This is a genomic window from [Actinomadura] parvosata subsp. kistnae (assembly GCF_900323885.1).
Classification (GTDB): Bacteria; Actinomycetota; Actinomycetes; order Streptosporangiales; family Streptosporangiaceae; genus Nonomuraea; species Nonomuraea composti.
This window is the reverse complement of the sequence record NZ_OOHJ01000018.1, coordinates 4,244,766-4,266,922: the sequence shown is the minus strand read 5'-3', so window position 1 is coordinate 4,266,922 and position 22,157 is coordinate 4,244,766. Positions and strand designations below refer to the sequence as shown.

At 72.7% G+C, this 22,157-nt stretch carries 23 protein-coding genes; 12 read left to right on the top strand and 11 right to left on the bottom strand.

What is annotated here, in order from left to right; all coding sequences use genetic code 11:
- The first annotated feature begins 56 nt into the window (after window positions 1-56).
- The gene (locus tag KIS93_RS40235; RefSeq protein ID WP_080042738.1) at window positions 57-671 is read left to right on the top strand and encodes a LysE family translocator; all 615 of its coding nucleotides are present in this window, start codon (window positions 57-59) and stop codon (window positions 669-671) included.
- A 5-nt stretch (window positions 672-676) separates the two neighbouring features.
- Window positions 677-1,216: a TetR/AcrR family transcriptional regulator gene (locus tag KIS93_RS40230; RefSeq protein WP_080042739.1), complete on the top strand. Its 540-nt coding sequence runs from the start codon at window positions 677-679 to the stop codon at window positions 1,214-1,216.
- A 27-nt stretch (window positions 1,217-1,243) separates the two neighbouring features.
- Here KIS93_RS40230 and KIS93_RS40225 read toward each other — a convergent pair whose 3' ends face one another.
- From KIS93_RS40225 to KIS93_RS40195, 7 genes are read right to left on the bottom strand one after another with little or no spacing between them, the layout of a single operon-like run.
- Window positions 1,244-2,434, bottom strand: a complete 1,191-nt coding sequence (locus tag KIS93_RS40225; RefSeq protein WP_080042740.1) for a hypothetical protein — start codon at window positions 2,432-2,434, stop codon at window positions 1,244-1,246.
- Between the two features lie 9 nt (window positions 2,435-2,443).
- The gene (locus KIS93_RS40220) at window positions 2,444-2,824 is read right to left on the bottom strand and encodes a RidA family protein (RefSeq protein ID WP_080042741.1); all 381 of its coding nucleotides are present in this window, start codon (window positions 2,822-2,824) and stop codon (window positions 2,444-2,446) included.
- A gap of 9 nt (window positions 2,825-2,833) precedes the next feature.
- Window positions 2,834-3,910, bottom strand: coding sequence for an alanine racemase (locus tag KIS93_RS40215; protein ID WP_230465571.1), 1,077 nt, complete (start codon window positions 3,908-3,910; stop codon window positions 2,834-2,836).
- A 34-nt stretch (window positions 3,911-3,944) separates the two neighbouring features.
- Window positions 3,945-5,474, bottom strand: coding sequence for an N-acyl-D-amino-acid deacylase family protein (locus KIS93_RS40210; RefSeq protein WP_080042742.1), 1,530 nt, complete (start codon window positions 5,472-5,474; stop codon window positions 3,945-3,947).
- A gap of 21 nt (window positions 5,475-5,495) precedes the next feature.
- Window positions 5,496-7,202, bottom strand: coding sequence for a DUF4153 domain-containing protein (locus tag KIS93_RS40205; RefSeq protein ID WP_222107729.1), 1,707 nt, complete (start codon window positions 7,200-7,202; stop codon window positions 5,496-5,498).
- Window positions 7,127-8,818, bottom strand: coding sequence for a sensor histidine kinase (locus KIS93_RS40200; protein ID WP_186404669.1), 1,692 nt, complete (start codon window positions 8,816-8,818; stop codon window positions 7,127-7,129). The genes KIS93_RS40205 and KIS93_RS40200 overlap by 76 nt, the downstream gene beginning before the upstream one ends.
- A complete protein-coding gene (locus tag KIS93_RS40195; RefSeq protein ID WP_168008205.1) occupies window positions 8,815-9,498 on the bottom strand; it encodes a response regulator transcription factor in 684 nt (227 codons plus the stop codon). The genes KIS93_RS40200 and KIS93_RS40195 overlap by 4 nt, the downstream gene beginning before the upstream one ends.
- A 72-nt stretch (window positions 9,499-9,570) precedes the next feature.
- Between KIS93_RS40195 and KIS93_RS40190 the strand changes: the two genes are divergently transcribed.
- The 3 genes from KIS93_RS40190 to KIS93_RS40180 all read left to right on the top strand — a co-directional run bounded on the left by KIS93_RS40190 (window position 9,571) and on the right by KIS93_RS40180 (window position 11,851).
- Window positions 9,571-10,425, top strand: coding sequence for an arylamine N-acetyltransferase family protein (locus KIS93_RS40190; protein WP_080042745.1), 855 nt, complete (start codon window positions 9,571-9,573; stop codon window positions 10,423-10,425).
- Window positions 10,422-11,513, top strand: a complete 1,092-nt coding sequence (locus tag KIS93_RS67770) for a protein kinase domain-containing protein (protein ID WP_080042746.1) — start codon at window positions 10,422-10,424, stop codon at window positions 11,511-11,513. The genes KIS93_RS40190 and KIS93_RS67770 overlap by 4 nt, the downstream gene beginning before the upstream one ends.
- A gap of 146 nt (window positions 11,514-11,659) precedes the next feature.
- Window positions 11,660-11,851: a hypothetical protein gene (locus KIS93_RS40180; RefSeq protein WP_080042747.1), complete on the top strand. Its 192-nt coding sequence runs from the start codon at window positions 11,660-11,662 to the stop codon at window positions 11,849-11,851.
- A 33-nt stretch (window positions 11,852-11,884) separates the two neighbouring features.
- Here KIS93_RS40180 and KIS93_RS40175 read toward each other — a convergent pair whose 3' ends face one another.
- A complete protein-coding gene (locus KIS93_RS40175; protein WP_080042748.1) occupies window positions 11,885-12,196 on the bottom strand; it encodes a DUF3817 domain-containing protein in 312 nt (103 codons plus the stop codon).
- Between the two features lie 2 nt (window positions 12,197-12,198).
- Window positions 12,199-12,984, bottom strand: a complete 786-nt coding sequence (locus KIS93_RS40170; RefSeq protein ID WP_186404668.1) for an SURF1 family protein — start codon at window positions 12,982-12,984, stop codon at window positions 12,199-12,201.
- Between the two features lie 105 nt (window positions 12,985-13,089).
- On the opposite strand from KIS93_RS40170, the gene KIS93_RS40165 reads away from it, so the two are divergent.
- On the top strand, window positions 13,090-13,263 hold the full coding sequence (locus KIS93_RS40165; protein WP_168008194.1) for a hypothetical protein: 174 nt from the start codon (window positions 13,090-13,092) through the stop codon (window positions 13,261-13,263).
- 154 nt (window positions 13,264-13,417) lie between these two features.
- Complete coding sequence (locus tag KIS93_RS40160; RefSeq protein WP_080042749.1) at window positions 13,418-14,866, top strand: flavin-containing monooxygenase; 1,449 nt, start codon at window positions 13,418-13,420, stop codon at window positions 14,864-14,866.
- Here the strand turns inward: KIS93_RS40160 and KIS93_RS40155 are convergent, their stop codons facing one another.
- A complete protein-coding gene (locus KIS93_RS40155) occupies window positions 14,867-16,597 on the bottom strand; it encodes a gamma-glutamyltransferase family protein (RefSeq protein WP_080042750.1) in 1,731 nt (576 codons plus the stop codon).
- A gap of 94 nt (window positions 16,598-16,691) precedes the next feature.
- On the opposite strand from KIS93_RS40155, the gene KIS93_RS40150 reads away from it, so the two are divergent.
- Genes KIS93_RS40150 through KIS93_RS40140 form a run of 3 tightly spaced genes read left to right on the top strand, consistent with a single transcriptional unit; the run spans window position 16,692 to window position 19,988 of the window.
- Window positions 16,692-17,798, top strand: a complete 1,107-nt coding sequence (locus tag KIS93_RS40150) for a sensor histidine kinase (RefSeq protein ID WP_080042751.1) — start codon at window positions 16,692-16,694, stop codon at window positions 17,796-17,798.
- A complete protein-coding gene (locus KIS93_RS40145) occupies window positions 17,795-18,442 on the top strand; it encodes a response regulator transcription factor (RefSeq protein ID WP_080042752.1) in 648 nt (215 codons plus the stop codon). The genes KIS93_RS40150 and KIS93_RS40145 overlap by 4 nt, the downstream gene beginning before the upstream one ends.
- A gap of 52 nt (window positions 18,443-18,494) precedes the next feature.
- Window positions 18,495-19,988, top strand: coding sequence for an ATP-binding protein (locus KIS93_RS40140; protein ID WP_080042753.1), 1,494 nt, complete (start codon window positions 18,495-18,497; stop codon window positions 19,986-19,988).
- On the opposite strand, the gene KIS93_RS40135 is transcribed toward KIS93_RS40140, so the two are convergent.
- Entirely contained in the window at window positions 19,985-21,415 is a 1,431-nt protein-coding gene (locus KIS93_RS40135; protein ID WP_080042754.1) for an FAD-dependent oxidoreductase, read from the bottom strand. The two genes, KIS93_RS40140 and KIS93_RS40135, sit on opposite strands and share 4 nt — an antisense overlap.
- A 52-nt stretch (window positions 21,416-21,467) precedes the next feature.
- On the opposite strand from KIS93_RS40135, the gene KIS93_RS40130 reads away from it, so the two are divergent.
- Both KIS93_RS40130 and KIS93_RS40125 read left to right on the top strand, forming a co-directional pair.
- Entirely contained in the window at window positions 21,468-21,671 is a 204-nt protein-coding gene (locus KIS93_RS40130) for a helix-turn-helix domain-containing protein (protein WP_080042755.1), read from the top strand.
- A complete protein-coding gene (locus KIS93_RS40125; RefSeq protein WP_230465572.1) occupies window positions 21,668-22,138 on the top strand; it encodes a Clp protease N-terminal domain-containing protein in 471 nt (156 codons plus the stop codon). Before KIS93_RS40130 ends, KIS93_RS40125 begins: the two co-directional genes overlap by 4 nt.
- Window positions 22,139-22,157: the final 19 nt, after the last annotated feature.

Sequence of the window (22,157 nt, the reverse complement as noted above, 5' to 3'; positions counted from 1 at the left end):
ACCGGCCCGGGATTGGCCCTCTTCGACATACCAAGACCATCCTACGCTGCTCTTTCGTGATATCTCCCGCGACTTTTACCCTCTTCCTGACAACCTCGGTCGTCCTCGTCCTCATCCCCGGGCCGAACCACCTCTACATCACCGCCCGGGGTCTCGCCCAGGGCCGGTCCGCGGGCCTGGTCAGCGCCCTGGGCATCGAGCTCGGCACGCTCGTGCACATCGCGGCCGCCGCCGCAGGCCTGTCGTTCGTGATCGCGCGCTCCGCGACGCTGTACTCGGTCATCAAGTGGGCCGGCGTCGCCTACCTCGTGTACCTGGCGATCCGGGCGTTCACCAGCAAGCAGGCGCAGGCGGGGCGCCCGGAGCCGCAGCCGCTGCGCAAGGTGTTCCTCGAAGGCGTGCTGGTCAACGTGTTCAACCCCAAGACCCTGCTGTTCTTCCTGGCGCTCCTGCCGCAGTTCGTGCACCCGGAGTCGGGCTCGCCCGCGCTGCAGGTGGTGGTGTTCGGCCTCACGCTGATGCTCCTGGGGCTGATCTCCGACGTCGCGTACGCGCTCACCGCCGGCGCCCTGGGCCGCCGCCTCGACCGGGCCGCCAGGAGCCTGCGGTACGTCAGCGGCGTCGTCTACCTCGGGCTCGGCGTGCTCACGGCGTTCACCGGGAGAGAATGAGGCGCATGGCGCCGAGGAAGCAGCAGGAGATCTTCGATGCGACGTTGCGGCTGGTCGCCGAGAAGGGCTACGACGGGCTGACCGTCGAGGGGGTCGCCGAGCGCGCGGGCGTCAACAAGACGACGATCTACCGGTGGTGGCCGTCGAAGGCGGCGCTGCTGGGGGCGGCCCTGGTCGAGTCCGACGTGCTCGCGTTCGACGCCCCCGACACGGGGAGCCTGCGCGGCGATCTCGTGGCGCTGGTCGAGGGCGTCCGGCGGCTGCTGACCGAGCCGCCCGGCAGCGACATCGCGGTGGCCGCGCTGGGCGCCGCCGTCCGCCATCCCGAGCTGGACGCGCGGCGCTTCTTCGCCGACCGGTTCGCCAGGGAACGCCGGATCTTCGAGCGCGCGGTGGGCAGGGGCGAGCTGAAGGAGTCGGCCGACCCGATGCTGATCGTCGACCTGCTGGCCGGGGCCGTGTGGATGCGGGCGGTCTTCCGCGGCCTGCGACCGGGCGACGACTTCGCCACCGAAGCGGTGTCGGCCCTCCTCGACGGCATCTGACCGGCCGCGAGAAGGAGCACCGCAGCACTAGAGCGACAGGGCCGCCGGGATGCGGTCGAGCACCGGGTGCGGCACCAGCCCGTACGCGTAGAAGTCGACCGCCGACGCCCCCGCCGCCTTCGCCCCCCTGGCCTTGGCCACCAGCCGGTCGGTGGAGTCGCTGTCGGGGTAGCCGGGCCGCAGCACCGCGCGCACCTCGCGGTCCTTGCCCACCGAGCGCAGGTAGGCGCCCACGTCGTCGGCCACCCGGGCGGCGTCGCGCGCGTACGCGAGCACGCCGAACGCGGGCACGAGGTCGCCGAGCGCCACCAGGTCGACCCCGAGCTGCCAGGCGTCGTGCGCGGCCAGGCCGGGGGTGGGCAGGCCGTCGGTGTAGCCCTTGACGGCGCCCGTGGGGTCGATGAAGACGAGCTTGGACCCTTCGCCGGCGACCGCCGAGGCCACCTCCGACACCAGCGTGGTGACGGTCTCGGAGCGGGCGCGGGCGTAGGCGACGACGTCGGGCCCGGCGTACGCGGTGAGCGCCGCGCGGGTGACCTCGCCCTGGGCGGGCGGGTCGCCGTCGAAGACGCCGCCGACGATGCGGGCGCACTCCTCGCGCGCCACCTCGGCGTTGACGCCCAGGTCGGTGGCCCGACGCATGCAGTAGTCGCAGAAGCAGAGGGCGAACAGGTAGGCGTCCATCGGCCCGAGCGGCACGAACGAGCGCTGCGGCTTGAGCGGCCGGAAGTGCAGCGACTCGGCCACCACGCTGTCGACGCCGAGCCTGGCCACCGCCCTGGCCAGCGCGACGGCGTAGTCGCGCACGTCGGGGTGGGCGGGGCACAGGTCGGTGAGCGAGCCGCGGTCGCCGAAGCAGTCGCGTACGGTGACGTCGGGGTGCGCGGTGCCGATCGTGGCGTTGCGCAGGAAGACCGTCCAGCCGTGCAGCTTCATCGACCGTTTGGCGCACGCGTCGCGCAGGCCGTCGAAGGCGTCGGTGTAGCCGGGCACGGGGGTCAGGCGGAGGCCGTCGAACAGGTCGGGCGGCGGGGTGAAGTGCGCCCCGTCGTGGCGCAGCGTCAGCCGGGACAGCCCGTGCGGGGTGACGTCGCGGGAGGCGTGGTGCACGGCGCCGACGGTGACGCCGGCGACGCCGTACCCGCTGATCCTGTCGAGCACCCGCTCGACGCCCTCGCCGCGCAGGTCCTCGACGAAGACGTACACCGAACTGTCCACGGCCGCACCTCAGGCGCTCTTGTGCGCGACGAAGTCGATCTCCACCAGGATGTCCATCAGGTCGGACCCGACCGTGGTCCGCACGGGGTACGGCTGGTTGAAGTACGACTTGTACACCTCGTTGAACGCGGCGAAGTCGCGCTTGAGGTGCTGCAGGTGGACGGTGGCCTTGACGACGTCGTCGTAGCCGAGGCCGTGGGCGGCCAGGATGGCGCCGAGGTTGCGCATGGTCTGGTGCGTCTGGGCGGCCACGTCGTCGCCGACGACCTCGCCGGTCTGGGGGTCGAGGGGGCCGGCGCCGGAGGTGTAGACGAAGTCGCCGACGACGAGCCCTTGTGAGTAGGCGCCGATGGGGGCGGCGCCCTCCGTGGTCCGGAGCTCCTTTTTCACTGAATCTCCCTAGAAATGCGTGCTTATCGTGCCAACGACACGGTAGTCCCGGTCCACCAGCGGCAGGATCCGCCACTTGTCGAACGCCGTGCAGGGATGGGAGATGCCGAAGGCCAGCAGGTCACCGGGCTTGAGCCCGGTGGCGCGGACCACGGTGTGCTGATCCTGCATCTTCGTGATCGTGACGCCGCCGCGGCGCGGGATCGGCAGCCCCTCGTCGTACGGCGCGTCGCGCTTGCCCATGCCCACGACCGCCAGCCCCGGCTCGGGCACCGACAGCACGTGCGCCCACACCTCCAGGGCGGGGCGCAGCTCGCCCTCGATGCGGTTGAACGGCGTGCGCTCGCGGTAGTAGCCGTCGTCGTGGGTGACGTAGGCGCCGCTGCGCAGCAGGATGCGCGCCTGCGTGGCGACCAGCTCGCGGCCGATCACGTCGAACCACTGGCTGCCGCCGACGGTGAGGATGGGGTTCTTGACGCGGAGGTATTCGACGGCTTCCTGCAACGCGGCCAGATATTTCCTGACCTCGTCGCCCGAGCGCAGCGCCCCTTCGTAGCCGGCCACCCCGGCCAGCTCGACGCCGGGCGTGGACTGCGCGTGGGAGGCCAGCTCCAGCAGCTCGTCGATCGTCCTGCAGCCGGCCCGCCCGCCCTCGTGCCCCAGCTCCACCAGCACCCTGAACGGCCGGGAGCCGGCGTGCGCGGCCAGGATGTCGAGCCCGGCCCGGGAGTCGGCGAAGCTCAGGAACTCGAACGACGGGTCGCGCTCCAGCTCGTGGGCGGCCCAGGTGAGCCCGGCGGGATCGACGACCTGGTTGGCCACCATGATCCGGCCGACGCCGAACGCGCGGACCGTGGCCGCCTGGCGGGGCGTGGCGACCGTCAGCCCCCACGCGCCGGCCTCCAGCTGCATCCTGGCGATCTCGGGGGACATGTGCGTCTTGGCGTGCGGCGCCAACTCCATGCCGTGGTCGCGGGCGAAGGCCGCCATCGTCGAGACGTTGTGCTCCAGCGCGTCGCGGTGCACCACCATGGCGGGAAATTCGAGCCCGCCGTCGAAGACCGATTGGCCGAGAATCGCCGGCACAACACCCCCTTTAGTCCGCGTCCGACCCTATCGCTCACGAAGGCCGCAGCGCGCGCCCCGGCGTGGCCCCGGTGAGCTCGCCGCCGGCCAGCACGCGCACGCCGGAGACGACCACGTCACCGACCCCTTCGGCGAGCGTGCGCGGCGCCGCGTACGTGGCCAGGTCGCCCACCGTGGCCGGGTCGAACACCACCACGTCGGCGGCGAACCCGCGCCGCAGCAGCCCCCGGTCCACCAGCCCGAAGCGCCGCGCCGGATGCGCGGCCAGGTGCACCGCCGCCTGCTCCCACGTCCAGTCGCCCAGCTCCCTGACGTGCCGGCCGAGGAAGCGGGCGAACGCCCCGAAACCGCGCGGATGCGGATGGCCGCCCACGTAGATGCCGTCGGAGCCGCCCGTCTGCGAGGGGTGGCGCAGCATCCGGCGCACGGACTCGTCACCCCGCGGCCCCTCGTCCGGGCGGGCGATGACGACCCCGGCCTCCAGCCGCGTCTCGATGAGGAGGCGGCGGCAGAGCGCGGCCGGCGCCACCCGCGCCCGCTCGGCCGCGGCCACCAGGGTCAGGCCCTCGGCCCACTCCAGGCCGGGCGCGTGCGAGACGGTCAGCCGGGGCCACAGGGCCTCCTGAGTGGGCCACCAGTCGTCCAGCGCGTCCGACCCGATCATCTCCAGCGCGGCGTCCGTGTCGGCGCCCGGCACCGACGGCGGCAGCGCGACCATCGCCAGGATCGTGTTCCCCCGCAGGTAGGGGTAGGTGTCGAAGGTGAGGTCCACGCCCTTGCCCAGGGCCTCCTCGACCAGCGGCAGCAGCACGTCGGCGGGCCCGTGCAGGTGCGAGACGTGCACGGCCGCGCCCGAGCGCCCGGCGATCTCCACCACCTCGGCCATCCCGACGCCGGCCCGCTCGCCGTAGGCCCGCATGTGGGTGACGTACGGCAGCCCGCCGAGCGGCCGGCACAGGGCGGCCAGCTCCTCGGCGTCGGCGTACCGGCCCGGCAGGTACTCCAGCCCCGTGGACAGGCCCACCGTGCCCTCGGACAGCCCGCGCTCGACGTGCCGCAACATCCCCGCCAGGTCATCGGGCCCCGCCCGGTCGGGCGAGGGGCCCATGACGTCGTAGCGGATCGTGCCGTGGGGCAGCAGGTACGCCGTGTTCAGCGCCACCGCCCGGTCGTAGCCCGCGAGCAGCTCGGCGACCGTCAGCGGCCCCTCCACCGACGTGCCGTTGACGGCCGCGAAGTACCGCGAGGCGTAGGCGACGGTCGCCGCCGAGCCGGGCGCGAACGACAGCCCGTCCTGCCCCAGCACGAACGTCGTGACCCCCTGCCGCAGCGCCGCCCGCTGCACGTCCGGGTCGAACACGGCCGCGTCACCGTGCGCGTGGCAGTCGACGAAGCCCGGCGCGACGAGCCTGCCCGCCGCGTCGATCACCGTCCCCGCCGGGGCGTCGCCGAGCCGGCCGACCGCCGCGATCCGGTCGCCCGCGATGCCCACGTCCGCCCGGTACGGCGGGGCGCCCGTGCCGTCGAGCACCCGCCCACCGCTGATCACTATGTCGAAGGTCACATCTGGATTTAACCAGGGGAGCTAGTCCTCGACAGAGGCCCGCAGGTCGGGACACCCCGACACCTTCCGCACCGGCCGCTCGGCCAGCAGGTCGCGGGCCTGCGACCGGGCCAGGTTCCAGCCGTTCCACGGGTCGGGCCGGTCCAGCCCGTTCGCCTCGACCACGGCCGCGAGCACGCAGCTGCGCTGCGGCTCGGGCAGCCGGTCGAGCGCCGGCACCGCCTCCGCGCCCAGGTCGCCGAGGTAGTCGGAGTCCATCTTCGCCGGGCCGCGCACCTCGACCTGCGTCTGCGCGACGCGCAGATCGGGGTTGACGATCGCGAACGCGCCCAGGCTGAGCCCGGTGACCAGCACGATCGTCCGAGGCAGCCAGCCGGAGCCGCGGCCGGTGAGCCGCGCCGCGCCCGCCAGCAGCACCAGCGCGAACAACGCGCCCAGCCACCACACCGTGGCCTGCACCGACAGCCGCAGCCGGGACAGGCCGTAGGCGTCGGTGTAGAGGTTCATCCGGTGCAGGGCGGAGGCCAGCACGACCATGGTCAGCGCGCACAGCACGCCCAGCAGCCCGGCCAGCACCCACCGCTCGCCCCGCTCCACCTTGAGCAGCCCGGCCGCCACCGCCACGATGGCCAGCACGAACACGCTGACCACCACGAGCTGGAAGAAGCCCTGCCTGGCGTACTCGGCGTAGGTCAGGCCCGCCGTCCGCAGCACCAGCGTGTTGCCGCCGAACAGGGCCGTGACCTGCACCGCCACGAACGACGCGAACAGCAGGTTCACCGCCGTCAGCGGCACCAGCCAGACGCTCCTGCTCACCCTGAACTTCGTGTCAGGGCCCACCGGGTCCGCGACGGGCCGCAGCGCGACCAGCACGACCGCGGCCAGCAGCACCGCGAACAGCACGAACAGGACGATCCGCCCGGGAATCGACTCGGCCCAGTCGGGGGTGGTGGTCAGCCGCTCCACGTACGAGGCGAACACCGCGTCCGCCGACGAGAACAGCAACCCGAACACCACCAGCAGCACCACCGTGATGCCCAGCGCGGACACCATCGGCAGCACCCGCCGCCTGGCCGTCAGCCGCTTGAGCGGCTGCGCCAGGAACCACGGCACGGGGCCGAGCGCGAGCAGCACGGACGCGCCGCCCCTGACCACGCCCAGCCAGCCGGTGCCCGCGCCGGAGACGGCCAGCGCACCCAGCCCGGCCCCCGCCACGAGCAGGATCCCCACCAGCCAGTCGGCGTCGCGCACCGCCGCCATGGAGATCAGCCAGTACGCCGTCACCGCGAACGCCACCGTCCACGGCGTCATCCGGCGCAGCACCGCCGGCAGCGCCGCCGCGCCCAGCACCATCGCGACCAGCACGATCCCGAGCCCCACCTGCGCCTCGGGCAGCGCCACCGCCGCGAACACGCCCGCCCCCGCGGCGGCCGGCAGCAGCCAGCGGGGCGGGTCGGGCAGCTCCGGCCTGGGGAACAGCGGGGGCGGCACGTACGGCGGGACCGGGCCCGCCTGGCTCCGGTACGGCACCGTCGCCTGGTACGCCGCTGCCGCCGCCCTGCGCCCCGAACCGGCGCCCATGGCCGCGCCCACCGCTCCCAGGAAAGCGGTGCAGCCGACGAGCGTGATCAGCGCCATCCCGTCGCCCACGGTCACGCTGACGAAGACGGCGCCGAACATGCCCACGAGGAAGCCCACCATGAGCCCGATGACGGCACCGCCGAACACCCTGGCCAGGCTGCCGACGGGGCTCGACGGCTCGAGCGGCCCGTACCCACCGGCTCCCGGACCGCCCGCCCCCGGACCGCCCGGCGTGAGGCCGCCCGTCCCCGGACCGCCCGCTGCCGGACCGCCGGGCGTGAGGCCGCCCGCCGCCGGACCGCCTGCCGTGAGGCCGCCCGCCCCCGGCCCGCCCGGCGCGGGGCCGCCGATCGGAACGCCGCCCCACGTGACGACGGCCGGCCCACCGGCACTGCCGCCCGTGCCGGCGCCAGGGGCCGTCGCGACCGCCGCCGCGCTCGCCGGGCGGTCGCCCGCCGCCGCGACTCCCGACGTGGCGCCGGCCCCAGGGCGCCGCCGGCCGCAGGGCCGCTCGCCACCCCGGCAGGCTCCCCTGCCGCCGCACCGCCCGCCTGCGCCCCGCCCCCGCCCGAGGCGGTGCCGGCCGCAGTGGTGCCCGCCACCGATGAAGTGCCGGCCGGAGTGGTGCCCGCCGCCGAGGCGGCGCCGGCGGCTGTGCCGAGGGCCGCCATGACCCCGGCCGCCGGCCCGGACGCGGCTTCCGGCGGGGCGACCGCCTCGTCCGAAGGTTCCGGCCGTTCCTCTTCCCCCGCCGGCAGCGACACGTCTGCCATCGTCGTCCTCCCTGGTAGCTCGACGACCATCCGGCACCCGGCGCAGTCGTCGATCCTGATGGATCCCCCGTGCAATTCGACGATCTCTTTCACGATGGCCAGCCCCAGCCCGGCGCCCCCGGCGTCGGCGGCGCGTCCCGCGTCCAGGCGGGAGAAGCGCTCGAAGACCCGTGCCCGCGCCGAGGCGGGGATGCCCGGCCCCTGGTCGGCGACGGCGAGGCGGACCCCGGCGCCCCACGCCGAGCCGCTCACGGTGACCACCCCGGAGGGCGGGCTGTGGCGTACGGCGTTGTCGAGGAGGTTGGCCAGGACCTGGGCCAGCAGGTCGGGGTCGGCGCGCACCACCAGATCGTCCGGGACCGACGGCCTGATCAGGACGTCCTCGCGCGCCAGCGACGCCTCGCGCACCGCCTGCTCGATGAGCGGCGCCAGCTCGACGGCCTCGGCCTCGATGAGGCGGGCGCCGGAGTCGAGCCGCGACAGGTCGAGGAGCTGGGCGACGAGCCGGCCGAGCCGCTCGGTCTGGGCGAGTGCGGTGCGCATGGTGACCGGGTCGGCGGCCGAGACCCCGTCCACGACGTTCTCCAGCACGGCGCGCAGCCCGGTGATGGGGGTGCGCAGCTCGTGGCTGACGTTCGCGACGAGCTCGCGCCGCTGCCGGTCCACCTCGCGCAGGTCGGCCGCCATCGCGTTGAACGCCCTGGCCAGCTCGCCCACCTCGTCCCTGGAGGTGGCGGAGACGCGCAGCGTGTAGCTGCCCTTGGCGATGGTCTGGGCGGCGCGGGCCATCTGGCGCAGCGGCTTGGTCATGCCCATGGCCAGCACCTGCACCATGATCAGCGCCAGGACGACGGCGACCGCGATGCGGACCTCGCGGGAGAAGCCGGAGTTGATGCCGACCTCGTTCACCACGAAGGCGGTGCCGACGGCCAGCACGATCACGATGCCGAGCTTGACCTTGATGCGGCCGAGGAAGTCGAGCGGGTTCACCGGCGCACCAGGGCGTACCCGACGCCGTGCACGGTGCGGACGACGTCGGAGCCCAGCTTGCGGCGCAGCGCCCGGACGTGGCTGTCCACGGTCCTGGTGGCGGCCGCCTCGGAGAAGCCCCACACGTCCGACAGCAGCCGGTCGCGCTCGAAGACCTGCCCGGGCCGCTCGGCCAGGCGGCGCAGCAGGTCGAACTCGGTCCTGGTGAGCTGCGCCTCGGCCCCGCGCACGAACACGCGGCGGGCGGCGGTGTCGATCTCGACCTCGCCGACCCTGATCACGGTGTCCTCGGCGGCGAGCTGGGCCGCCCGCTCCACCCGGCGCAGCAGCGCGTGGATCCTGGCGACCAGCTCCCGCATGCTGAACGGCTTGGCGAGGTAGTCGTCGGCCCCGACGCCGAGCCCGACGAGGACGTCCGTCTCGTCGCCGAGCGCGGTCAGCATGAGCACCGGCACCGGCCTGGCCGCCTGCATCCTGCGGCAGACCTCCAGGCCGTCGAGGCCCGGCAACAGCCGGTCGAGGATCACCAGGTCCGGTTCCGCGTTGCCGTACTGGACGAGTGCGTCCTGCCCGTCGCCGGCCACCCTGACGTCGAAGCCTTCGGCCGCCAGGCGGTTGCGTACGGCCAGCGCGATCGTCACGTCGTCCTCGACCACGAGGATGCGTCGCTGCTCTGCCACGTACGAAAGCCTAAGAGCGCGCTGTGCAGACGACACTCCCAAATCCGTGCACAAACCGTGCAGACTTGGCGGGTGGACACCGCCGCTTACCTCCGCCGCCTCGGCCTGCCCGGCCTGCTCACCGCCCCTGCCAGTGCCGAGACGCTGCGCGTGCTGCACATGGCGCACGTCGAGAGGGTCTCGTACGAGGCGCTGGAGATCTGGCTGGGCCGCACCACGACCGTCGATCCCGTCGAGTCCGCCGAGCGCATCATCGGGGGCCGCGGCGGCTACTGCTACCACCTCAACGGCGCGTTCTCGCAGCTGGCGCGGGCGCTCGGCTACGACGTGACCCGGCATGTCGGCGGCGTGCAGGGGCGCGGCAACGAGCCGGGCGTGTCCGGCAACCATCTGGTGCTGACCGTGCGCGGCCTGCCCTCCGACGCCAATCCGGGCGGCGAGTGGCTGGTGGACCTGGGGCTCGGTGACGCGCTGCACGAGCCGCTGCCGCTGGTGGCGGGCACGTACCGGCAGGGGCCCTTCACGTACGTGCTGCGGCCGTCGGAGGTGGCGCCCGGCGGGTGGCGGCTCGACCACGATCCGGCCGGTTCGTTCGCGGGCATGGACTTCGGCATGGGCGCGGTCGAGATGTCGGCGTTCGCGGACAAGCACGTGGAGCTGACCACGTCGCCGGAGTCGGGGTTCGTGCGGGTGGCGACGGTGCAGCGGCGCGACGCGTACGGGGTGGACACCCTGCGCGGGCTGGCGCTGACCCGCCTGGGCAGGGGCGCGCACTCGGTGACGCTGGGCACGGCGCGCGACTACTACGCGGCGCTGGCGGACGTCTTCCTGCTGCCGCTCGACGACGTGAGCGCCGGGGAGAAGGACCGGCTCTGGCGCAAGGTGTACGCGGCCCACGAGAGCTGGCTGGCGGGCGGCTCCGCATGATGACGTCGTGGGCGGGGCCCGGGGGCGAGGCCAGGAAGCTGAACGACCGCTACCGGCTGCTGAACCCGCTGGGCGCCGGCTCGGTGCGGCTGGCGTTCGACGAGGCGGAGCACCGTGACGTGGCGGTCAGGGAGCTGCGGGTGCCGCCGGAGCTGCGCGACGCCGCGATGTTCGAGGCGCGCAGGGCGACGGGGCTGCGGCATCCGTCGGTGGTGCGGGTGCTCGACGTGCTGATCGAGAACGGCGCGCCGTGGCTGGTGATGGAGTTCGTCTCCGGGATGTCGCTGGAGCAGGCCGTGCGCTCGCGCCGCCCGCTGCCGGTGCCGCAGGCCGCCAGGGTCGGGGTCTGCGTGTTGTCGGCGCTGAGCGCGGCGCACGCGGCGGGCATCGTGCACGGCCGGGTCGATCCGGGCAACGTGCTGCTCACCGCGACGGGGCGGGCGGTGCTGGCCGGGTTCGGGTTCCCCAGCCTGAGCACGCTGCCCTCGGCCGACCTGTGGTCGCTGGCCGCGACGCTGCACTTCGCGGTGGAGGGCCGGCCGCCCGGCCAGGTGCCGGCGCCGGGCGCCGACCCGTTCAGGTCGCTGGTACGGGCGATGCTGCATCCCTCGGGGCCGCCACCGCTGGAGGTGGTGCGCGAGACGCTCGACCGGCTGGCCGTGGACCGGCCGCTGGACGCGGTGGTGGCGGCGGCGGGCCCGCTGCCGCCGCAGCGGGTGGCCGCGATCGGGCTGGCCGTGCTCGACCGCCTGGCGACCTCCGGCGCCTTCCATGGCGGGGTGCAGCCGGGGAACGTGCTGATCGACGACGCGGGGCGGGCCTGGCTGGCGCCGCTGCCGAGGCCGGGAACGCTCCCGGCGTACACGGCGCCGGAGGGCGCGGCGACGCCGGCGGCCGACCTGTGGTCGCTCGGCGCCACGCTCTTCCTGGCCGTCGAGGGGGTGCCGCCCGCGCCGGGGGCGCCGCTGACCAGGGCGGGGGCGCTGGCTCCGGTGCTGGCGCGGCTGCTGTCGGGCGACCCGGCGGGGCGGCCCACGATGGACGAGCTGCGCCGGGAGCTGCTGACGATCGCCGCCGGTCTGGCGTGACCGAGCACCGGGGCGCGGCCTGACCGATCGCACAACGATTGCGATACATCGCGACATGGAACCTTGTGGCGGGTTCACACGTTGGACAGGCGACGCAGAATGTGGGAGAGGCGGGGCGCGCGCTCCGCGTTCGGAGGATGTTGAGGATGTCGCCCATTCAGAAATACGCGATCGGCGCGGGCATCGCGGTCCTGCTCTCGTGGATGATCCTGCCCGGCTGGGTCACGCTGCTGGTCGTCCTCGGCGTGATCGCGGCCCCGGTGGTCGGCTACATGATGCTCGACCCGTCGCAGCGCGAGCGGCTCAAGAGGGCCCGCAGGCGCGGCATCGGCCGCTGACCGCTCTCGTGCCCGCCTCTGGCGGCGGGGGTCTCAGGCCTCCGCCGCCGCCAGCGCGTTCTGCACGCGCTGGGTCACCCTTCGCTCGACGTAGAAGGACAGGAACGGCACCGTGCCGCCGAGCATGACCCCCGCCATGTACGGCCACGACCAGCGCGCCTTCATGCCCAGGTTCATCACGGTGATCAGGTAGATCATGTAGAGCCCGCCGTGAATGGGGGCGACGATCTTCGACATGGCGTCCTCGCCGAAGCCGTACCGCAGGACCATGCCCACGCACAAGACGAGCAGCATGCATCCGACCACGTACGCGAGCACCCGGAAGGGCTTGAGAGCCGATTCCACCGTTAACCTTCCAGAACCATCTCAGGGGACGACTTGCCGTGGTCCCGGTCGCCGCGCACGGCGTCGCGGACGAAGTGGAACCACATGAAGACGGCGAATCCAGCGAAGATCCACCAGTTGGCGGCGTAAGCCAGGTTACGCCACGTCAGCGTGCCGCCGACCACCGGCGGAGCCACCTTGACCGGCGTCAGCGAGCCCGAGGCGGGCTGCGCGACGACGAAGCCGGTGCGGACCTGCTGCCCGCTCCACAGGTTGACCAGCTCGCCCGTGGAGACCGTCTGCACCTGGCCGGCGGGCAGCCCCTCCGCGCGCCGCTGCACGCTGTCGGTGCCCTGCTGGGGCCGCAGCCGCCCGGACACCGTGACCCGGCCCTGCGGCACGGCCGCCACACCGGGGTCGTCGGCCTTGGCCACCCAGCCGCGGACGACCGGCATGAGCGTGCCGTCGTCGAGCCTGATGGGCGTCAGCACCCAGTAGCCGTCGTCGCGGGAGACGTTGCCGCCGGGGGCGTCGACGTCGGCCCGCCGGTCGGCCACCAGGAGCTGGCGGTCGGCCTCGTAGACGCCTTCGGCCGTGACCCTGCGGCCGACGAGCTCGCCGTCGAGCTGGGCGCCGGCCTTGGCGAGCGTGGCGACCGCGACGGGCTCGGGGTCGGTGGCGACACGCGGCTTTCCCGAATCTTGGAAGACGCCGAGCTGCCAGCGCCCGAGCAGGATGAACGCGACCAGGACCCCGATCGTGAGCAGGTGCAGCCCCACGAGGCGCGGCGAGAGCAGGGTCCTGAGCATGCTTCCAAGCTATCCGGCAGGTGGGGTGGTCCCCTAATCAGCCCATCACTACGTATCCCACCAAAAGAGGCAAACATCGCAGGCGGGCACGCTAGGCTGCTGCCCATGTCTGACCAGCACATCGACCCGGCGGGCAACACGCAGGCTTTCCGCGCGTTCGCGAACGCGCGCGAGCAGGAGTCCGCGGCCAAGCCGAAGAAGTCGCCCCTCGTGCCCATCATCGCGGTCGTCGCCGCCATCGTGATCATCGGCGTCGCCGCCTTCCTGCTGCTCAGGTAAGACACCTCCTGCTGCTCAGGTAAGACAGCCGACAGCTTCACCCGCCGCGGGCGCCGTGGCGGGTTTTCGTCGTTCCCCAGGGCATCTGGACCGTGAGGGGCGCGCTGGCTACATTGGACACAGAGTCCAATAAGCGCGGCCGCGGGAGGAGCCAGTGGGTGAGCCAGGGATCGTGATCATCGGGTCCGGTTTCGCCGGGATCTGCATGGCCATCAAGCTCAAACAGGCCGGTCACCACGACTTCGTCATCCTGGAGAAGGCCGCCGAGCTGGGCGGCACCTGGCGCGACAACACCTATCCCGGCTGCGCGTGCGACGTGCCGTCGCACATGTACTCGTACTCGTTCGAGCTGAACCCCGGCTGGTCGCGGATGTTCTCGCCGCAGGAGGAGATCCACGAGTACCTGCGGCGCTGCGCCGCCAAGTACGGCGTGACCCCGCACATCCGGTACGGCAAGAACGTCGTCTCCATGGAGTACGACGACGCCACCCGCTCCTGGACGGTCACCACCGAGGACGGCGACACCCTGCGCCCGAACGCCGTGATCTCCGCGATCGGCGCCCTCCACATCCCGAAATTTCCTGAAATTGTGGGGCGCGAGACCTTCGCCGGCCCCGCCTTCCACTCCGCCGAGTGGGACCACGCGGCCGACCTGACCGGCAAGCGCGTCGCCGTCATCGGCACCGGCGCCTCCGCCGTCCAGTTCGTCCCCCAGCTCGCCCGCACCGCCCGCCACGTCACCGTCTTCCAGCGCACCGCCCCCTGGCTGCACCCCAAGCCGGACTTCGCCTTCTCCCCCGCCGCCCGCCGCCTCCTGCGCCTGCCCGGCGCGGCCAGGGCCCTGCGCGCCGGCATCTACTGGGCCCTGGAGACCAGAGCGCTCGGCTTCGCCGTGCACCCCCGCCTGATGAAGGCCCACGAGCGGCTCGCGCTCCGCCACCTGCGCGCCCAGGTGCCCGACCCGGAGCTGCGCCGCGCGCTGACCCCCGACTACCTCATCGGCTGCAAGCGCATCATCGTCTCCAGCGACTACTATCCGGCCCTGACCAGGCCGAACGTCACCCTCGTCACCGACCCGATCACCGAGATCCGCGAGCACTCGCTGGTGGCCGGCCAGGAGCACGAGGCCGACGCCATCGTCTACGGCACCGGCTTCAAGGTGACCGACGCGCTCGCCGCCCGCCACATCGTCGGCAGGAACGGGCTGAAGCTCCAGGACGCCTGGCGCGACGGCATCGAGGCGTACTACGGCATCGCCACCTCGGGCTTCCCCAACCTGTTCTTCCTGCTCGGCCCCAACACCGGGCTCGGCCACACCTCGGTCGTGTTCATGATCGAGTCGCAGGTCCGCTACGTCATCGAGTGCCTGCGCCTGCTCTCCCGCACCCAGGCCAGGGCCGTGGACGTGCGGCCGCGGGCCCAGCGCGCGTTCAACGACCGGCTGCGCGCCCGGCTCGACCCCCTGGTCTGGAACGCGGGCGGCTGTCGCTCCTGGTACCTGGACGAGCAGGGGGTGAACCGGACGATCTGGCCGGGCTTCACCTTCGAGTACTGGGCGCGTACGCGGAAGGTGAGACCCGGCGCCTACGAGCTCATCTACTAGTCATCTACCGGGCGAGACCACCATCGCGCTGCCGCCGCCCCGGCGGGTCGGCTCGGCCACGGCCTGGATCCGGCTCCTGCCCAGGAACTCCAGTGCCGTGGCGGCCCCGATCTCCGGGTTCAGGACGAAGCTGTGGCCCTTGGCCTCCAGCTCGGCCCGATACTTGTCGAGGAAGGCCTGCTCGGCCTGCGTCTGCGCGGTGTTGCGCTGGGTGGCGCGCGGCGCGGCCAGCGCCTCCGGCAGGCTCATGCCGAACTCGTAGCGGTTGACCAGGATCTGCAGCACGGTCGTGATGATCGTCGAGCCGCCCGGCGAGCCCGCCGCCAGCACCGGCCGGCCGCCGTCGAACACCAGCGTCGGCGCCATCGACGAGCGCGGCCGCTTGCCGGGGCCCGGCAGGTTCGGGTCGCCGGGGGCCGGGCCGAAGGTGAAGTCGGTCAGCTCGTTGTTGAGCAGCACGCCACGGCCCGGCACCACGATGCCGTTGCCGCCGGTGGACTCGATCGTCAGGTTGTAGGCGATCACGTTGCCCCAGCGGTCGGCCACGACCAGGTGCGTGGTCTCGGGGCCCTCCTGGGCGACCGGGGTGGCGGTGCCGGTCGGCTCGGCGCACGGCTCGTACGAGCCGTCGGGGCTGCCCGGCGCGACCGGGGACGTCAGGGCCGTGTCGCCGACCAGGCAGGCGCGCTCCTTGGCGAAGCCGTCGGACAGCAGCTCCTCGAGCGGCACGCCCGGGATGTCGCCGACGTACTTGCCGCGGTCGGCGAAGGCCAGCCTGGACGCCTCCAGGTACTCGTGCAGGCCGACCCGCGGCAGCGCCTCCAGGATGTTCAGCGCCTCGCCGACGGTGGAGCCGCCCGAGGAGGGCGGGGCCATGCCGTACACGTCCATGCCGTTGTAGGAGATCTTGGTGGGCTCGCGCAGGAGGGCCCGGTAGGCCCGCAGGTCGGACAGCTCCATCAGGCCCGGCCGGACGTTGCGGGTGCTGCCCGGGGTGACCGGCGGGTTCTTGACGGTGGCCACGATCTCCTTGCCGAGCTGACCGCCGTACAGCCAGCCGGGGCCGCGCCTGCCCAGCTCCCGGTAGGTGTCGGCGAGCTCCGGGTTCCTGAAGATCGAACCGACCGGCGGCGGGGCGCCGTTCGGGAGGTACAGCCTGGCCGTCGAAGAGATGTCCTTGAAGCGGGCGGCGTTGGCGGCGGTCTGGTCGTAGAACGTCTGGTCCACGACGAAGCCCTTCGAGGCCACCTCGATCGCCGGCTGGAGCGCCTGCCCCAGCGACATCGTGCCGAACCTGCGCAGGGCCACGTCCCAGGTGGCGACCGTGCCGGGCACGCCCGCCGACAGGCCGCTGGTGACGCCCTCGTCGAACGGGATGCCCTCCAGCGAGGTCGAGGTCATGGCCCGCGGGGCGGTCTCGCGGCCGTCGATCGTGAACACCTTGCGCTGCCTGGCGTCGTAGTAGACCATGAAGCCGCCGCCGGCCAGGCCGGCCGAGTACGGCTCCGTGACGCCCAGCACCGCGCCGGCCGCGACCGCCGCGTCCATGGCGTTGCCGCCCCTCCTGAGCACGGAGATGGCGGCCTTGCTGGCGTCGAGGTCGACGGTGGCCACCGCGCCGCCGTACCCTTCGGCGACGGGAACCTTCACGGGGGGCCGCGCCAGCGCGGCGGGCGCGGGCACGAGCGAGACGAAGAGAGCTGCTGCTGCGGGAATGATCGCACGGCGCATGCGTCCACCATGACCCACGTACGCCCCGCGTGGTAGGGCCCGCTCACACATACGGATGATGCGCTGGTCAGGAGGGGGAACTAGCGTGAGGGGCGTGCGCGGGAAACACGGCTTCGACCCCTACCTCGCCCTGATCGTCGCGGTCGCCCAGCAGGTGATCGGCCGGGGCGCCTCATGGGGGCAGCGCGCGGAGCGGGAGGCACTCGACCCCTACGGCTACGCGCTGCTGCTGGTCGGCCCGCTGGCCGTGCTGCTGCACCGCCGCTTCCCGCTGCTGACCACCGCCGCCGCGCTGCTCGCCTCCGACCTCTTCCTGATCGGCGGGTACGCCTACGGCCCCAGCTTCGTCAGCCCCGGCGTGCTGCTCGTGCTGCTGGTGCTGCGCGGCAGGAGGCTGATGGCCTGGGTGATGGCCGCGATGTCGCTGCTGTCGATCCTGACCTACGCCTGGGCGGTCGGCAAACGCGACCTGTTCCACAGCGTGTGGATCCTGACCTCCGTCATGCTGCTGATGGTCGTGGCCGAGCTGGTCAAGACCGTCAAGGAGCGCCGGGCCGAGCGGGAGCGCGTCGAGGAGGAGGAGGCCAGGCGGCAGGCCAGCGAGGAGCGGCTGACGATGGCGCAGGAGCTGCACGACGTGCTGGCGCACAACATCTCGCTCATCCACGTCCAGGCCTCGACCGCGCTGCACCTCATCGACGACAACCCCGAACAGGCGCGGACCGCCCTGGCCACGATCAAGACCGCCTCCAAGGAAGTGCTCGGCGAGCTGCGCTCGGTCCTGAACGTGCTGCGCGAGGGCGCCCCCCGCTCCCCCACGGCCGGGCTCGACCGGCTCGACGAGCTCATCGAACGCTCGGGGCTCGACGTGGCGCTCAAACGCGTCGGCTCCCGGCCGCTGCCGCCTCAGGTGGAGCGGGCGGCGTACCGGATCGTCCAGGAGTCGCTGACGAACGCCGCCCGGCACGCGCCGGGCGCGCGGGTGAGCGTGCGGCTGGAGTACGGCGAGCGGGAGCTCGTCGTACGCGTCACCGACACCGGCTCCGGCACCCCCGGCGCGCTGGCCGAGTCCGGCAGCGGCAACGGCATCCCCGGCATGCGCGAGCGGGCCTCCGCGCTTGGCGGCACACTGGTCGCCGGGCCGTCCGGCCCCGGCTTCCAGGTCGAGGCCCGGCTGCCCCTACCCGAGGAGAGGTCATGATCAAGGTTCTGCTGGCGGACGACCAGGCGCTGGTCCGCGCGGGCTTCAAGGCGCTGCTCGACGCCCAGCCGGACATGACCGTGGTCGCCGAGGCGTCCGACGGCGCGCAGGCCGTCCGGCTGGCGGCCGAGCACCGGCCGGACGTCGTGCTCATGGACATCCGCATGCCCGGCACCGACGGCCTGACCGCCACCCGCCAGATGCCGCCGGGGCCGCACATCATCATCCTGACCACGTTCGAGCTCGACGAGTACGTCTTCGAGGCGCTGCGCGGCGGCGCCAGCGGCTTCCTCGTCAAGGACACCGAACCGGCCGAGCTCATCCAGGCCGTCCGGGTGGTCGCGGCCGGCGAGGCGCTGCTGTCGCCCAGCGTCACCCGCCGCCTCATCGCCGAGTACGCCTCCCGCGCCAAGGAGCCCGTCATCGCCGACGGCCTCGACCAGCTCACCGACCGCGAACGCGAGGTGCTCGCCCTGGTCGGCACCGGCATGACGAACGACGAGATCGCGGCCAAGCTGTTCATGTCGCCGGCGACGGCGAAGACGCACGTGAGCCGGGCCATGATGAAACTGCACGCCCGCGACCGCGCCCAGCTCGTCGTCATCGCCTACGAGTCGGGCCTGGTCAAGCCGGGCTGGCTGTGAAGGTTAGCCGAAATGCAGTTGACCTAACTGGATTTTGGTTAACCTGAGCGACGTGGAAGTCATCAAGCCCGACGGGGTGTTCGATCGCCACCACGAGTGGGACGATCTGGTCCGATTCGTGGGTGATCGCGCGCCGGGGGTCCGCATCGGCGTGGTGCGCGGGCGTCGCCGCCACGGCAAGTCCTTCCTGCTCGAGCATCTGTGCGATGCGGTCAACGGGGTCTACACCGTGGCGCTCAGGCAGAGCAGGGCCATGGCGCTGGCCCGCTTCTCCGACTTCCTGTCCCAGTCCCTGGGTTACCGGCTCGGCACTTTCCAGGACTGGGTGACGGCACTGGACACAGCCGTGGACGCGCTGTCCCACAGGCCGGGCACCCATCCTCCCCTGCTGGTACTGGACGAGTTCCCGTACCTGATCGACCACTCCCCGGAGTTGCCCTCGGCCATCCAGGCACTCTACGACAGACGTGGGCCCCGCAAGGGGCACCCGCCCTTCAAGCTCATCCTGTGCGGCTCGGCGATCTCCATCATGTCCACCCTCCTGGCCGGCGACCAGGCTCTACGCGGACGTGCGGTGCTCGATCTGCGCATAGGCCCCTTCCGCTTCCGTGACGCGGCCGACTACTGGAACGCGCCACCGCAGACCGCCTTCCTCATCGACGCGGTGCTGGGTGGCGCTCCGGGGTATCGCGACATCGTCGGTGATGCGCCCGCCCCGGGCGAGGAAGGGTTCTTCCGCTGGCTGGAGCACAGCATCCTCAACCCCTCCCACATCCTGTTCACCGAGCCCGACTACCTGTTGGCGGAGGACCCACGCATCCGTGATCGCGCCATCTACAACGCGATCTGGTGGGCGGTCGCCATGGGAGCGACGTCGCCCACGCAGATCGGCGGTCTGGTCGGCATGGACGCCAAGGCGCTCACATATCACCTCAATGTCATGCGTGACGGCGGCTTCATCCGCAGCGAGCAGGACCTGCTAAGGCAGCGCCGGCCCACGATCACCATCGCCGACCCCGCCGTACGGTTCCACAACCTGATCGTCCAGCCGAATATCAGCGCTCTCGAACTGCGTCACGCCCGGGACGTGTGGGACCGCTCACGCAAAACCTTCTCCGACAAGATCCTCGGCCCGCACTTCGAGGAGGCCGCCCGCGCGTGGGTCCGCTGGTACGGCGCGGAGACCGGCCTCGACGACATCGGACAGGTCGGCACGACCGAGGTCGCCTGCCGCGAGCACCGTGGTCACGAGGTGGACGTCGTGGCCATCAGCCGGACCGCTCAGGCCAGGTCGAAGGGCGCGCGGATCACCCTCCTCGGGGAGGCCAAGTGCACCGGCAAGGCCCGCACGATGGCGGACCTCCGCCGGCTTGAGCACATCCGCGACCTTCTCACAGGCTTGGGCTGGGATGCGGAGCAGGCCAGGCCGGCGCTGTTCTCCAAGACCGGATTTCCGTCCGATCTCAAGGCGGCCGCCGCCGATGGACGGGTTCACCTCGTCGATCTGGAGACCATGTACGCGCCGCACCGGGACGACCTCGCCTAGGACTTTCCTGGAGTGAACCAGGTGGACACGGCCTCCGCCAGGCCGTCCGTGCCGCCCGTGCCCGCCCAGGCCACGTAGCCGTCCGGGCGGATCAGGAGGGCGTCGGCGGGGGCGTCGGCGCAGCGGGTGTGCACCACGTCGATCCAGTCGTCCTCCAGGTTGGCGCCGCCGCCGAGGTCGAGGAGGAGCGGGCGGGCCGCGTGCATCAGGTCGGCGACGCGGCGGCCGTCCGACAGCTTCAGGTCGGGGACGAACCGGCCGGTCAGCGGGTGGTCCGGTGAGCCGTAGGCGAGGCCCGAGTCGTGCAGCAGCCGGGCCACGTGCCGGGTGGGCTCCTCGAAGGCGAAGATCTCGCCGAGCAGGTCGCGCAGCGCCTGGCCGTTCTCGCCCTCCACGCGGTCGACGGCCGCCTGGGCGCGGGTCTGCATGAGGGTGCGGGCCCCGATCGGCCGGCGTTCGCTCTCGTACGTGTCGAGCAGGGCGGCCGGCATGCGCCCCCGCAGCACGGCGGCCAGCTTCCAGGCGAGGTTGACGGCGTCCGTCATGCCCACGTTGAGCGCCGAGCCGCCGGCCGGGAACAGGTGCGCGGCGTCCCCGGCCACGAACACCCGCCCGGCCCGGTACCGGTCGGCCAGCCGGGCCTGGGAGAGCGTGCTGGACAGCCAGATCGGCTCCCCGAGCGGGACGTCCCTGCCGAGGACGCGGCGCACGGCGGCGCGGAAGTCGTCGAGGGTGACGGGGCCGTCGGGGAGCGTGGCGGGCTCGCGGACGCCGGCGATGAGCACGCCGTCGCGCAGCGAGGTGAGCAGCACGCGGCCGTGCGGGGTGCGGTTCCAGCCGGGCTGGAGGCCGTCGCCCTCCAGGCTGTCGAAGACCTTGATGTCGGCCTTGAAGTGGCCGATGAGCAGCCCTTCCTCGTCGGTCGTGCCGGGGAAGGCGATCCCGGCCCACTCGCGTACGCCGCTGCGGGCGCCGTCGCAGCCGACGACGTACCGGGCGCGCAGCTCGGTGTCCCCGGTGCCGAGCGTCACTCCTTCCTCGTCCTGCGTCAGCGAGGTCACCTCGCTGCCGCGCCTGATCTCGACGCCGAGCTCGCGCGCCCGCTCGGCCAGCAGCCGCTCCAGGTGCGGCTGCTGGATGAGCATCAGCTTGAACGGGATGTCGTCGATGCCCTCGAAGCGCAGCGGCACCCCGGCGAACGGGAAGCCGGTGGCCCGGCCCGCGAACGGGCTGCCCGCGCTGAAGCGCTCCAGCAGCCCGCGGTGGTCGAGTAAGTCGACGATCTGGCCGCCGATGCCGTTGGCCTTGGGCAGGCCGCTCGGCTCGTCTCTCTTCTCCAGCACGACGGGGCGCACGCCGGCCAGGCACAGCTCGCACGCGAGCATCAGCCCGACGGGGCCCGCCCCCACGATCAGCACATCTTCCATGCCTGTCAGGCTAGATTGACAAAATCGCGCTTGTCAATCTAGCCTGACAAACGTGGACGTTACAGAGCTGACCGAGCGGATCCGCGCCAACGACCCCGCCATGGGCCTGCGCGCGGTCGGAGCGCTGCACCGGCTGGCCGAGCAGGTCGAGGCGGTGTCCGTGGCACTGGCCAGGGAGCAGGGCTGGACCTGGGAGCAGATCGGCGACGCGCTCGGCATGTCACGGCAGTCGGTGCACGCCAAATACGGGAAATGAGGGGGCTGACGATGTTCGGCAGGCAGAAGAGCTCGGTGACGGTGATCGTCAAGGCCGCGTTCGAGGAGGCCAGGCTGCGCGGCGACCGGCGGCTGGGCACCGAGCACCTGCTGCTCGGCCTCCTGCACCACGACGAGGCGGCGCGGGCGCTCGGCGTCGACCTGGCCGCCGCCCGCGCCGCGCTGGAGCAGCTCGACCGCGCCGCGCTGCGCATGCTGGGGCTGGAGGTGGGCGAGCTGCCCGACACGCCGCGCAAGCACCCGGCCGTCCCCGCCACCGCGCTGACCTCCAGCGCCAGGGCCGTGCTCAACCAGGCCATCAAGGCCACGACCGTCAAGACCAGGGACGCCGAGGTGCCCCGGCACCTGGCGCTCGGCCTGCTCGCCCAGAAGAGCCCCGACCCCGTCGCGCAGCTCGTCGACCAGCTCGGCATCGATCGCGCCGCGATCCGGGCCCGCCTCGCGTGAAAGAAATGTGGTTGATCTC